We start from the raw sequence: 13045 nt of genomic DNA on the forward strand, positions 1-13045 counted from the left end.
CCGCCCTGCCACCCGTGTTTCTGACCCCCGCCGGGGGGCGGCCCCTTCACCTCCGTCCTGTCACGGGGGGGGCGGGGGGGGGGGGGGGCGCGCGGGGGGGGGGGGGGGGGGGGGGGGCCCCCCCCCCCCCCCCCCCCCCCGCCGTGGTGCGGCGGCCGGACCCCCGGCCGCCCGGTCACCGGTCTACTCGTCGGCGTGCAGGCTCATCGGGCCGTAGATCTTCGTGCCGTCCTCGAAGAGGTGCACCTGGTCGGCGCCTCCCTGGAGGAGGTCCTTCCAGACCTCGCCGATCCAGGACTCGGCGTCGCCCTGCGTGGGGAACTCCTCGGGCTCGACCGCGGGGGTGACCTCCGTGCCGTCGGTCTTCTCGAAACGCCACGTCCACGCCATGTCCGTCTCCTCGTCCCTGGGGGTGCCTGCCCGGCAGCGTAGCGTGCGCGGACGCGAGAGGATCTGCACGTGGAACTGACTCTCCTCGGCACCGGTGGCCCCGACGGCCTGCCCCTCCCCGGCTGCCCGTGCGCGGCGTGCGCGACGGCGGTGGGCGACCAGGCGCGGGCGGCGACCTCGCTGCTCGTGGACGGGGTGCTGCTGCTCGACCTGACGCCGGGCCTCGCGCTGACCGCGGCGCGCTCCGGTCACTCGCTCGCCGGGGTCCGCCAGGTGCTGCTGTCGCATCCGCACGACGGGCCGGCCGTGGAGATCCCGGCGGGGCTCCCCGCGCCGGGCCGGGTGGCGGCCGGGCAGGAGATCACCCTGCTGACCGGGCACCGGGTGCGGGCGGTGCCGCTCGACGCGCCCGGGACCGGCTACGAGGTGACGGGACCGTACGGCGAGCGGCTGCTGTACCTGCCGCCGGAGTGCGCTCCGGCGGGGCTGCCGGAGGCCGTGGAGCCGTACCGGATGGTGCTGCTGGACGCCGTGGGCCGGCCGGACGGGCTGGCGCGGCTGCGCGCGGCCGGCGCGGTCGGGAGCACCACCGACGTCGTCGCGGTCCACCTGGACCACCGCGTCCACCCCGGGCCGGAGCTGCGGCGCCGGCTGGCCGCGCTCGGCGTACGGGCGGTGCCGGACGGCACGACGCTGACCGTCGGCGACCTGCACGACGTGCCCGACGTGCCGCGGCGCACGCTCGTGCTGGGCGGGGCGCGGTCGGGCAAGTCGGTGGAGGCGGAGCGGCGGCTGTCGGCCTTCCCCGACGTGCTGTACGTGGCCACCGGCGGGACGCGCGGCGGTGACCCGGAATGGGCGGAGCGCGTGGCGCTGCACCGCGAGCGGCGTCCGCAGTCGTGGCAGACGGTGGAGACCTGCGACCTGCTGCCGCTGCTGGCCGAGGAGGACGGGCCCGCGCTGCTGATCGACTGCCTGTCGCTGTGGCTGACGCACACCATGGACGAACTCGGCGCGTGGGACGACGAGAAGTGGGCGGAGGGCGCCGAACGCGAACTGCGCCGCCGCGTCGGCGAACTGACCGCGGCGTGGCGCGCGACCCGCCGTACGGCCGTGGCGGTCAGCAACGAGGTCGGCTCCGGGGTCGTACCGGCCACGGCCAGCGGGCGCAGATTCCGGGACGAGCTGGGGCGGCTGAACCTCGCGCTGGCCGACGAGTCCGAGCACGTGGTGCTGGTGGTCGCGGGACAGGCGCTGTCACTGCGGGGCTGACCTCGGCGCGCGACCCCGCGGACCGGTAGTGTTCGACCCCGTGAGCGGCCTGAACCTTGATGACTTCGCGACCCTGGTGGAGCGTCCGGACGCCGGTGTGCGCCGTGACGCACGCGACCGTTGGCAGCGGCTGGTGCGCCCGGCGAGCGCGCTGGGCGGGCTGGCCGAGCTCGCCGACTGGCTGTCGGCGGTCCAGGGCGCGGCGACCCTACGCCCGATCGAGCACCCCAAGGCCGTGCTCTTCGCGGCGGACCACGGGGTGGCGGCACTGAAGGTGTCCGCCCGCCCCGGGGGCACCGCGGTCGAGCTGGTGCGGCGGGTCCTGGACGGGGCCTCCCCGGTCAATGTGCTGGCCCGTCAGTACGGCGCGGCGCTGCGGGTGGTGGACGTCGGCGTGGACGCGCCGGCCGATGACCTGCCCGCCGACGTGACGGCGCACCGCGTGCGGCGCGGCTCCGGCCGGATCGACGTGGAGGACGCGCTGACGGCCGAGGAGGCCGAGGCGGCGTTCCGGGCCGGCATGGCCGTCGCGGACGAGGAGGCGGACTCCGGCACGGACCTGGTGCTCCTGGGCGATCTGAGCGTGGGCGGCACCACGGTGGCCGGGGTGCTGATCGCGGCGCTGTGCGGTACCGACGCATCCGTGGTGACCGGCCGCGGTTCGGGCATCGACGACATCGCGTGGATGCGCAAGTGCGCGGCGATCCGCGACGCGCTGCGCCGGGCCCGGCCCGTGCTGGGCGACCAGCTGGAGCTGCTGGCGGCGGTCGGCGGCGCGGACGTGGCGGCGATCACCGGTTTCCTGCTGCAGGCCTCGGTGCGGAAGCTGCCGGTGGTGCTGGACGGCGTGGTGTCCGCGGCGTGCGCGCTGGTCGCGCAGCGGATCGCCTTCCGGGCGCCGGACTGGTGGCTGGCGGGGCAGGCCAGCGGTGAGCCGGGGCAGGTCAAGGCGCTGGACCGGCTGTCCATCGAGCCGCTGCTCGACCAGAAGGTGACGGCGGGTGAGGGCACCGGCGCGCTGCTGGCGCTCCCCCTCCTGAAGGCGGCGGCGGCCCTGTCGGCGGAGCTGCCGGAACGTTTCTGACCCATCGCGAACCGGGTCGTTCCCGTAGGATCCGGACCTATGGGAACGGCCGTCTCGGTCTGGCGTGAACGCGGCGCGGTGTCCACCGTCCGGTACCTGCGCCTGGTCGGCCTGGTCGACCTGCTGGGTGCGGTGTGGGTGTCCTTCGGGAACGACATCCGGCGTCATGACGTCGACGAGTACGTCACCCCGTACCTGCTGACCGCCGGCTACACCCCGGCCTTCCTCGCGCTCTTCCTGGCGGTCACGATGCGCCGCAGGAAGCGCGCGGCCTGGCTGCTCAACCTCGTCCTCGCCGGGCTCTACCTGCTGTTCCTGGCCGCGGCGACGGCCGTCCCCGCGTTCCGCGGCCACCCGCAGAACTGGGTGTCGCTGGGGATCACCGCCGCCTTCTGCGCCGCGCTGCTCGCCGGGCGCCGTGCGTTCCGCGCCAAGGGCGACCCCTCCAACCCCCGGCTGGCCGCGGCGGTCGCCGTCGGCGGCGTCGCGGCCGGCGGACTCCTCGCCGCGGGCCTGGTCACCGTCACCGACACGGGGCACGGCTCGACCTTCGGCCAGCGGTACGCGTACGCCATGCTCCGCGTGGTCTCGCTGGCGGACGCCGAGGAGTCCTTCCCGGGGATCTCGACCCCGGGCTGGGTCGACGTCGCCATCAACGCCATGAGCGCCGTGCTGTTCCTGCTGGTGCTGTACGCGGCCTTCCGCTCGCCCCGCGGCCGCGAACTGCTGGGCCCGCAGGACGAGATGCGGCTGCGGGCCCTGCTCGACCGGCACGGCGAACGTGACTCGCTCGGCTACTTCGCGCTGCGCCGCGACAAGAGCGTCGTCTGGTCGCCGTCGGGCAAGTCGGCGATCGCCTACCGCGTCGTCGGCGGGGTGTCCCTCGCCTCCGGCGACCCCATCGGCGACCCAGAGGCCTGGCCCGGGGCGATCGAGGCCTGGCTCGCCGAGGCCCGCGAGCACGCCTGGGTGCCGGCGGTGGTGGGGGCCGGCGAGGAGGCCGGCACCGTCTACGCACGGCACGGGCTCGACGCCCTGGAGCTCGGCGACGAGGCGATCGTCGAGGTCGCCGACTTCACCCTGGAGGGCCGCGCGATGCGCACCGTGCGGCAGGCGTACCACCGGATCGGGCGCGCCGGGTACACCGTCCGCGTACGGCGTCACGAGGACATCCCGGCGCGGGAGATGGCGGCCCTGCTGGAGCGCGCGGACCGCTGGCGGTACGGGCAGACCGAGCGGGGCTTCTCCATGGCGCTGGGGCGGCTCGGCGACCCGGCGGACGGCCGGTGCGTCATGATGGAGTGCGCGGACGGGCAGGGCGAGCCGAGGGCGCTGCTCAGTTTCGTGCCGTGGGGGCGGCACGGGCTGTCGCTGGACCTGATGCGCCGTGACCGGGACTCCGACAACGGGCTGGTGGAGTTCATGGTGATCGAGCTGATCCGGCGTGCGGAGGAGACCGGGGTCGAGCGCGTGTCGCTCAACTTCGCCGTGTTCCGTTCGGTCTTCGAGCGCGGGGCGAGGCTGGGCGCCGGGCCGGTGCTGCGGATGTGGCGGGCGCTGCTGACCTTCTTCTCCCGGTGGTGGCAGATCGAGTCGCTGTACCGCGCCAACGCCAAGTACCGGCCGGTCTGGGAGCCGCGTTTCCTGCTCTTCGAGAAGGGCGGCGAACTGCCCCGGATCGGACTGGCGAGCGCACGGGCCGAGGGCTTCCTCGCCGCGCCCCGGATGCCCTCGCCGCGGCGCTGAGCCGGCCCGGATCGCCGGGACGCCAGGGCGGCACGGCGACACGGAGACGATCGGGCACCTGGAGCCGCCGACCGCCACCGGCGGTGCCGACGAGGAAACCGTCGCCGGCGGGCCCGGCCGGGGCGCCGCGGCGGCCTGCACCCGGCACGCGGCCACCACACGCGCCGCACACCTGGCGGACGCGCCGGGGCTCAGTGCTCGGTGAAGCCGCCGATCCAGTCCTGGAGCCGCCGCAACGGGCCCGACCAGCGCGCGTCGTGCCGTGCGGCGCGGGCCTCCGCCCGCCGGACCGCCCCGGGCCTGCGTGAGTAGAGCCGCTCGGCCCACAACGAGTCGGGGCGCGCCAGCCGCAGGGCCGCGTACAGCGCGACGAAGGGCACGAAGACGCCGACGACGGCGGAGCGCAGCTTGCCCTTGACGAGGGCGACGAGGACGAACAGGAAGTTGACGGCGATGGTGAGGATCACCGAGACGCGGCTCTGCTGCTCGTCCGGGCTGACCGAGTTGACGCCGAAGGGGACCAGGCCGAGGAGCATCATCACGACGACGGAGAAGGTGACGACGACGGCCTCGACGCTCTTGCGGCCGCGATCGCTCCAGTACACGTCGTCGAGGTAGAGCACGAGCGCGAACTCGTCGAGCACCAGGCCCGCTCCGGCGCCGAACAGGACCGCGGACAGGTAGGCGCCGAAGCCCCGCGAGGAACTGGCGACGCCCCCGAAGCCGCCGATCGTCATGAGGATGATCCCGGGCACCACGTGGTGGATGTGGGTGCCGCCCGAGGAGATGTTGCGGAAGGGGCCCCTGCCGGCCCGGATGAGACGGGTGATCATCCGGGTGACCAGGAAGGTCAGTACGAACGCGCCCAGCGCGAGGAGCAGCGGCAGCTTTCCCGGCTCGATGATGTTGCGGTACCACCAGTCGCCCATGCCGATTGCTCCAGATTCGCCCCGTACGCGGCACTATACGGTTCCGGCCCGGCGGTTACCCTGCACGCCATGACCGCCGACCCCGCACCCGCTCCCGCGAACCCTGCCGTCACGGCCGCCGACGGACTGCGTTTCGCCTTCGGCACCCTGACGGTGCTGCGGGTCCGGGTCACCCGCTGGGACCGCCCGGCGGCCCGCGCCGGGATGCTCTGGGCACCCGTGGCCGGGCTGGTCGTGGGGCTGTGCGCGGCGGCGGCCGGCGGACTCCTGCTGCTCCTCGGCTCGGGGCCGCTGCCCGCCGCGGTGGCGAGCGCCGCCGTACCGGCCGCCCTGACGCGGGGGCTGCACCTGGACGGGCTGGCCGACACCGCCGACGGGCTGGGCAGCGGCAAGCCCGCCGAGGACGCGCTGCGCATCATGAAGCAGTCCGACATCGGGCCCTTCGGTGTGCTCACCCTGGTCCTCGTCCTGCTGGCCCAGGTCGCCGCGCTCGCCGAGCTGTACGGCCAGTCCTGGACCCGGGGTGCGGTCGCCGCCGCCCTGGCCGGGCTCACCGCCCGCGCCGCGATGACGCTGGCCTGCCGTGACGGTGTGCCCCCGGCTCGCCCCGGCGGGCTCGGCGCGGCCGTGGCGGGCGCGGTCCCCGCCCGTACCGCCTGGGCGTCGGCCGCGCTGACGGTGGCGGTCTGCGCCGGCTGCGGGGCCGCCTTCGGCGTGCCGGACGCGGCGCGCTGTGCGGCGGCGGCGGCGGTGGCCCTGGCCGCCGCGGAACTGCTGCTGCGGCGGTGCCGCCGGCGCCTGGGCGGCGTCACCGGTGACGTCTTCGGCGCGTTGTGCGAGACCGCCGCGACGGCCGCGCTGCTGGTGCTCATCCTGGGCTGAGCGCCGCACGGCGACCGGGCGCGATGCGGTCCGGCGCCCCAACTCCCGCCGGGCGGAAGGGGATCGGGACCCTGCCCGGGGTGCCGCGCGGGCGCGTTCCCATAGGGAAAACCCGCGCCTTCGCCGCCATGGGCGCAGGTCGTGGTCGCAAGCGACAGGAGTGAGCGTAAGGTCGGTGCTGCACCCCCGCCCGTGCCGCGAAGGACGCCCGGCGTCGGGCACGAGGGAGCCGGACGGAGTCCGGCGTCAAGTATTGGACCCCCGAAGGAACAGGATCCGCATCACCGTGACTGCACTGACTCTCAGCACCTCCTCCGCGGCAGCGCTGCGCGCTGACGCCGTCGTCGTCGGCGTGACCAAGGGCGCCAAGGGCCCCGAGGTCGCCGCCGGGGCGGAGGCGGTGGACCAGGCCTTCTCCGGCCGGCTCGCCGCGACGCTCGAGACACTGGGCGCCTCGGGCGCGGAGGGTGAGGTGACCAAGCTCCCCGCCCCGGACGGCCTGAAGTCCCCGGTCGTGCTGGCGGTCGGGCTCGGTGAGGCCCCGGCCGACGGCGCCGCGTACGACACCGAGGCGCTGCGCAAGGCCGCCGGCGCCGCCGCCCGCGCGCTGGCCGGGTCGAAGAAGGCCGCCTACGCCCTTCCGGTGCAGGACGCGGACGCCGCGCAGGCGGTCGCCGAGGGCGCGCTGCTCGGCGCGTACACGTACACCGCGTACCAGTCGTCCAACGGCAAGGCCCCACTCGCCGAGGTCGCGCTGGTCGGCGCGAAGCCGCGGGACAAGGCGTTCAAGGCCGCCGCCGAGCGGGCCGCCGTCATCGCGGCGGAGGTCAACCGGGCGCGCGACCTGATCAACATGCCGCCGAACGACCTCCACCCGAAGTCCTTCGCCGCGCTCGCGCAGGAGGCCGCCAAGGAGCACGGCCTCAAGATCGAGGTGCTGGACGAGAAGGCGCTGGTCAAGGGCGGCTACGGCGGCATCATGGGCGTCGGCCAGGGCTCGGCGAACCCGCCCCGCCTGGTGAAGATCGCCTACACGGGTGCCAAGGGCCGCGGCGCCAAGCACCTGGCACTGGTCGGCAAGGGCATCACCTACGACTCGGGCGGCATCTCCCTGAAGCCGGCCGGTCACAACGAGACCATGAAGTGCGACATGAGCGGTGCCGCCGCCGTGCTGTCCACCGTGGTCGCCGCCGCGCGCCTCGGACTGCCCGTCAACGTCACCGGCTGGCTGGCGCTCGCCGAGAACATGCCCTCGGGCAGCGCCGCCCGCCCCGGCGACGTGCTGAAGATGTACAGCGGCAAGACCGTCGAGGTGCTCAACACCGACGCCGAGGGCCGCCTGGTGATGGCCGACGCCCTCACCCGCGCCTCGGAGGAGAAGCCCGACGCGATCATCGACGTGGCGACCCTGACCGGCGCCATGGTGCTGGCCCTGGGCAACCGCATCTTCGGCGTCATGGCCAACGACGACGCCTTCCGCACCGCGCTGCACGAGGTCGCGACCGAGGTCGGCGAGCAGTCCTGGCCGATGCCGCTCCCGGCCGACCTGCGCAAGGCCATGGACTCCCCCACCGCGGACATCGCGAACATGGGCGAGCGCATGGGCGGCGGCCTGGCGGCCGGCCTGTTCCTGAAGGAGTTCGTCGGCGAGGGCATCACCTGGGCCCACCTGGACATCGCGGGCCCCGCCTTCAACGAGTCCGGCCCCTTCGGCTACACCCCCAAGGGCGGCACCGGCTCCGCCATCCGCACCCTGGTGCGCGTGGCCGAGAAGGCCGGCGAGGGCGAGCTCCTCTGACCGCGGTGTAAGCCTCGGCACATTCCGTACGGCCCCGGGTATGGCATCCGGGGCCGTACGCGTTCGCCAAGGGCGAGCAAAGAGTACAACCGCTCCGTATTTCGCAAGGGATACCGGCGAGTAGCCCCGGCCGGGGACGTTCCGTACGTCTCAGACACCGGCCCGGTGCCTCGTCGGCCCCGAACAAGTGCGAAGATGTTGTCTCGGCACGACAGGGCCCCGTTTAACAGAAGCGGCCGAACAAAAGCCGCCGCCCGGTCATGACGGACCGGCTCCGGCGTATCCATGCATGGAGGACGTGACGTGGCGAACGACGCCAGCACCGTTTTCGACCTAGTGATCCTCGGTGGCGGTAGCGGCGGCTACGCCGCAGCGCTGCGTGCGGCGCAGCTCGGTCTGGACGTCGCCCTGATCGAGAAGGACAAGCTCGGCGGCACCTGCCTGCACCGCGGCTGCATCCCCACGAAGGCTCTGCTGCACGCCGGTGAGATCGCGGACCAGGCCCGCGAGGCCGATCAGTTCGGTGTCAAGGCCACTTTCGAGGGCATCGACATCGCCGGGGTCCACAAGTACAAGGACGACGTGATCTCGGGCCTCTACAAGGGCCTGCAGGGCCTGGTGGCCTCCCGCAAGGTCACCTACGTGACCGGTGAGGGCCGGCTCTCCTCCCCCACCTCCGTGGACGTGGGCGGCCAGCGCTACACCGGCCGGCACGTCCTGCTGGCGACGGGCTCCGTGCCGAAGTCGCTGCCGGGCCTGGCCATCGACGGCGACCGCATCATCTCCTCCGACCACGCGCTGGTCCTGGACCGTGTGCCGAAGTCCGCGATCATCCTCGGCGGCGGTGTCATCGGCGTCGAGTTCGCCTCGGCGTGGAAGTCCTTCGGCGCCGACGTCACCATCGTCGAGGGCCTGCCGCACCTCGTGCCGGTCGAGGACGAGAACAGCTCGAAGCTGCTGGAGCGCGCCTTCCGCAAGCGGGGCATCAAGTTCAACCTCGGCACCTTCTTCTCCAAGGCCGAGTACACCGCCGACGGCGTCAAGGTCACCCTGGCCGACGGCAAGGAGTTCGAGGCCGAGGTCCTGCTCGTGGCCGTCGGCCGCGGCCCGGTCTCCCAGGGCCTGGGCTACGAGGAGGCCGGGGTCGCCATGGACCGCGGCTACGTCCTCGTCGACGAGTACATGCGCACCAACGTGCCCACCATCTCCGCGGTCGGCGACCTCGTCCCGACCCTGCAGCTGGCCCACGTCGGCTTCGCCGAGGGCATCCTCGTCGCGGAGCGGCTGGCCGGTCTGAAGACCGTGCCGATCGACTACGACGGCGTGCCGCGCGTCACGTACTGCCACCCGGAGGTCGCCTCCGTCGGCATCTCCGAGGCCAAGGCCAAGGAGCTGTACGGCGCCGACAAGGTCGTCACCCTGAAGTACAACCTGGCCGGCAACGGCAAGAGCAAGATCCTCAAGACCGCGGGCGAGATCAAGCTCGTCCAGGTCCGCGACGGCGCCGTGGTCGGTGTCCACATGGTCGGCGACCGCATGGGCGAGCAGGTGGGCGAGGCCCAGCTGGTCTACAACTGGGAGGCGCTGCCGGCCGAGGTCGCGCAGCTCATCCACGCGCACCCGACGCAGAACGAGGCCCTCGGCGAGGCGCACCTCGCGCTCGCGGGCAAGCCCCTTCACTCGCACGACTGACCCACGGACACGCAGACAGATCCGCACAGATCGTTAGGAGCAACCGAAACCATGGCGGTTTCCGTAACCCTGCCGGCGCTCGGCGAGAGCGTGTCCGAGGGCACCGTCACCCGCTGGCTCAAGGCCGAGGGTGAACGCGTCGAGGCCGACGAGCCGCTGCTCGAGGTGTCGACCGACAAGGTCGACACCGAGATCCCGGCGCCCGCTTCGGGCATCCTCTCCTCCATCAAGGTGGCCGAGGACGAGACGGTGGAGGTCGGCGCCGAGCTGGCCGTCATCGACGACGGCACGGGCGCCCCCGCTGCCGCCCCCGCCCCGGCCGCCGCGGCGGAGCCCGCGCCGGCTCCGGTGCAGGAGGCCCCCGCCCCCGTCCCGGCCCCGGCGCCTGCCGCCGCGGCCCCCGCCCCGGCCCCGGCCGGCGGCGCCGAGGGCACCCCGGTGCTGCTGCCTGCGCTGGGCGAGTCGGTGACCGAGGGCACCGTCACCCGCTGGCTGAAGTCGGTCGGCGAGAGCGTCGAGGCCGACGAGCCGCTGCTCGAGGTCTCCACCGACAAGGTCGACACCGAGATCCCGTCGCCGGCCGCCGGCACCCTGCTGGAGATCCTCGTCGGTGAGGACGAGACCGCCGAGGTCGGCGCCAAGCTCGCCGTCATCGGTGCCGCCGGTGCCGCGCCCGCCGCCGCCCCGGCCCCCGCCGCCCCCGCTCCCGCCCCGGCCGCCGCGGCCCCGGCGCCCGCCCCGGCCGCTGCCCCGGTTCCGGCCCCCGCGCCTGCTCCGGCCCCGGTCGCCCCGGCTCCGGTGCCCGCCCCGGCCCCCGCGCCGGTCGCGGCTCCGGCTCCGGTCACCCCGGCTCCGGCCGCCCCGGCCGCCCCCTCGGCGACCGCGCCGACCGACGAGGGCGCGTACGTGACCCCGCTGGTGCGCAAGCTCGCCGCCGAGAACGGCGTGGACCTCGCCTCGGTCAAGGGCACCGGTGTCGGTGGCCGCATCCGCAAGCAGGACGTCCTGGCCGCCGCCGAGGCCGCCAAGGCCGCCGCTGCCGCGCCGACCGCCCCGGCCCCGGCCGCGGGCGTCACGGTGCCGGCCGCCGCCGCCGCGCTGCGCGGGCAGACCGTCAAGATGACCCGCATCCGCAAGGTCATCGCCGAGAACATGATGAAGGCCCTGCACAGCCAGGCGCAGCTGTCGACCGTGGTCGAGGTGGACGTCACCAAGATCATGAAGCTGCGGGCCCGGGCCAAGGAGTCCTTCCTGGCCCGCGAGGGCGTCAAGCTCTCGCCGATGCCGTTCTTCGTGAAGGCCGCCGCCGAGGCGCTGAAGGCCCACCCGGTCATCAACGCCAAGATCAACGACGACGGCACCGTGACCTACCACGACGCCGAGAACGTCGGCATCGCGGTGGACTCGGAGCAGGGCCTGATGGTCCCGGTCATCAAGGGCGCCGGCGACCTGAGCCTGGCCGGCATCGCCAAGAAGACCGCCGAGCTGGCCGGCAAGGTCCGCAACAAGAAGATCAGCCCGGACGACCTGTCCGGCGGCACGTTCACGATCAGCAACACCGGCTCGCGCGGTGCGCTGTTCGACACGATCATCGTGAACTACCCGCAGGTCGCCGAGCTCGGCATCGGTGCCACCGTGCGCCGCCCGATCGTGATCAACCACCCGGACCTGGGTGAGACCATCGCGATCCGCGACGTGGCGTACCTGACCCTGTCGTACGACCACCAGCTGGTCGACGGCGCGGACGCCGCCCGCTACCTGAACGACGTCAAGGCCCGTCTCGAGGCCGGCGAGTTCGAGGGCGACCTCGGTCTGTAACCGACCGGAGTCCTCGCGGGACCGTACGACGGCCGAGGCCCCAGCCCCCTCCGGGCTGGGGCCTCGGCCGTTCTCCGGCAACTCCCCCGCCCGTTGAACGGTCCGGGCCCGGCGTACGTACGGAAGGGGGCAGGGCCCGGGGAGCCGGATGCCGGCGAACGCGCCCTGCAGCGACGGCGGATCGGCGAGGCCGACCACCGCCGGGCGGTGACCGCCGGTCACCGTCCCCTGCTCCCGCCGGGGCGCCACCGTCCCCACCGGCCCGGCCGCCCTGGCGGGTTGCACGCTGCGGTGACCTTCCCCCCGCGCTGACGCGCACGCAGCGGGCTCCGGCGGGGCCGGTCCGGACCTCCCGGACCGGCCCCGTCCCGGTGCCCACGGCGACCGCATAGCCTCGGGGCATGCGTGCGGCACGACTGATCCACCTCGTCCTCCTGCTCCAGTCCCGCGAGTCGATGACGGCCACCGAACTCGCCAAGGCCCTGGAGGTGTCCGAGCGCACCGTCGGCCGGGACGTACTGGCCCTGTCGGAGGCGGGGGTGCCGGTCTACGCCGAGCGGGGACGCGCCGGCGGCTACCGGCTGGTCGACGGCTACCGCACCCGGCTGACCGGGCTGGCCCGGGCGGAGGCGGAGGCGCTCTTCCTGTCCGGGGTGCCCGCCGCGCTGCGGGCCATGGGCCTGCACGACGCCGGTTCCTCGGCCCGCCTGAAGGTCTCGGCCGCCCTGCTGCCCGAACTGCGGGACGCGCCGCGTGCGGCGGCACAGCGCTTCCACCTGGACGCGCCGGGCTGGTGGCAGGAACCGCAGACGCCGCGGCTGCTGCCGGCGCTCGCCGAGGCGGTGTGGGGGGACCGGCGGCTGCGGGCCCGATACCGGCGCGGGGAGGCGGAGATGGAGGTGGAGCGCACGCTGGATCCGTACGGCCTCGTGCTCAAGGGGGGCGTCTGGTACGCGGTGGCGCGTTGCGGCGCGGACGTCCGGGTCTACCGGGTGGACCGGTTCGCCGCGGCGGAGCCGACGGAGGATCGTTTCAGCAGGGACCCGGACTTCGACCTCCCCGCGTTCTGGGACGCCCGGGCCGCCGAGTTCGCCCGCTCGGTGCTCCGCGACGAGGTCGTCCTGCGCCTGACGCCCGACGGCGCCCGCCGCCTGCCGTACGCCGCCGACCGCACCGCGGCCCGCGAGGCCTTCGCGGCCGCCGCGCCGCCGGACGCACGGGGGCGGGTGACCGTCACGCTCCCCGTCGAGAGCCAGGACGTCGCCTACGAACAACTCCTCTCCCTCGGCCCCGACGCCGAGGTGCTCGGCCCGCCGGCCCTGCGCGAGCGGCTGGCCGACGCGGTCCGCGCCATGGCCGCCGTCTACGCCTGAGGGCCGTGCGGTGCGGCCCGCGACACGGGGCCGCGTCTGCCGTGTTCCGCGTGCGTCGGAG

The 13045-nt window shown here is 74.4% G+C and carries 10 protein-coding genes; 8 read left to right on the forward strand and 2 right to left on the reverse strand.

Translation table 11 applies throughout. From position 1 onward, the window contains the following. Positions 1-183: 183 nt before the first annotated feature. Positions 184-390: a hypothetical protein gene (locus ACFYYN_RS08885; RefSeq protein ID WP_500329941.1), complete on the reverse strand. Its 207-nt coding sequence runs from the start codon at positions 388-390 to the stop codon at positions 184-186. A 69-nt stretch (positions 391-459) separates the two neighbouring features. On the opposite strand from ACFYYN_RS08885, the gene ACFYYN_RS08890 reads away from it, so the two are divergent. Genes ACFYYN_RS08890 through ACFYYN_RS08900 form a run of 3 tightly spaced genes read left to right on the forward strand, consistent with a single transcriptional unit; the run spans position 460 to position 4492 of the window. Further along, positions 460-1662 carry a bifunctional adenosylcobinamide kinase/adenosylcobinamide-phosphate guanylyltransferase gene (locus tag ACFYYN_RS08890; protein WP_500545221.1) on the forward strand — a complete coding sequence of 401 codons (1203 nt, stop codon included), beginning with the start codon at positions 460-462 and terminating at the stop codon, positions 1660-1662. A 40-nt stretch (positions 1663-1702) separates the two neighbouring features. Then, positions 1703-2746, forward strand: a complete 1044-nt coding sequence (cobT, locus tag ACFYYN_RS08895; RefSeq protein WP_500329943.1) for a nicotinate-nucleotide--dimethylbenzimidazole phosphoribosyltransferase — start codon at positions 1703-1705, stop codon at positions 2744-2746. Between the two features lie 39 nt (positions 2747-2785). Then, complete coding sequence (locus tag ACFYYN_RS08900; RefSeq protein WP_500545222.1) at positions 2786-4492, forward strand: phosphatidylglycerol lysyltransferase domain-containing protein; 1707 nt, start codon at positions 2786-2788, stop codon at positions 4490-4492. A gap of 191 nt (positions 4493-4683) precedes the next feature. Here ACFYYN_RS08900 and ACFYYN_RS08905 read toward each other — a convergent pair whose 3' ends face one another. Then, entirely contained in the window at positions 4684-5421 is a 738-nt protein-coding gene (locus ACFYYN_RS08905) for a hypothetical protein (protein WP_500545223.1), read from the reverse strand. 69 nt (positions 5422-5490) lie between these two features. Here ACFYYN_RS08905 and ACFYYN_RS08910 point away from each other — a divergent pair, with 69 nt between their 5' ends. From ACFYYN_RS08910 to ACFYYN_RS08930, 5 genes are all read left to right on the forward strand, one after another. Then, positions 5491-6303, forward strand: a complete 813-nt coding sequence (locus ACFYYN_RS08910; protein ID WP_500545224.1) for an adenosylcobinamide-GDP ribazoletransferase — start codon at positions 5491-5493, stop codon at positions 6301-6303. 286 nt (positions 6304-6589) lie between these two features. Further along, on the forward strand, positions 6590-8101 hold the full coding sequence (locus ACFYYN_RS08915; RefSeq protein WP_499511450.1) for a leucyl aminopeptidase family protein: 1512 nt from the start codon (positions 6590-6592) through the stop codon (positions 8099-8101). A gap of 303 nt (positions 8102-8404) precedes the next feature. Further along, on the forward strand, positions 8405-9793 hold the full coding sequence (gene lpdA / locus ACFYYN_RS08920; RefSeq protein ID WP_499511451.1) for a dihydrolipoyl dehydrogenase: 1389 nt from the start codon (positions 8405-8407) through the stop codon (positions 9791-9793). Positions 9794-9844: 51 nt separating this feature from the next. Continuing rightward, a complete protein-coding gene (gene sucB, locus ACFYYN_RS08925; protein ID WP_500545225.1) occupies positions 9845-11611 on the forward strand; it encodes a 2-oxoglutarate dehydrogenase, E2 component, dihydrolipoamide succinyltransferase in 1767 nt (588 codons plus the stop codon). Positions 11612-12012: 401 nt separating this feature from the next. Beyond that, entirely contained in the window at positions 12013-12984 is a 972-nt protein-coding gene (locus tag ACFYYN_RS08930) for a helix-turn-helix transcriptional regulator (protein ID WP_500545226.1), read from the forward strand. The last annotated feature ends 61 nt before the right edge of the window (positions 12985-13045 follow it).

The organism is Streptomyces sp. NPDC001902 (genome assembly GCF_042891295.1).
Classification (GTDB): Bacteria; Actinomycetota; Actinomycetes; order Streptomycetales; family Streptomycetaceae; genus Actinacidiphila.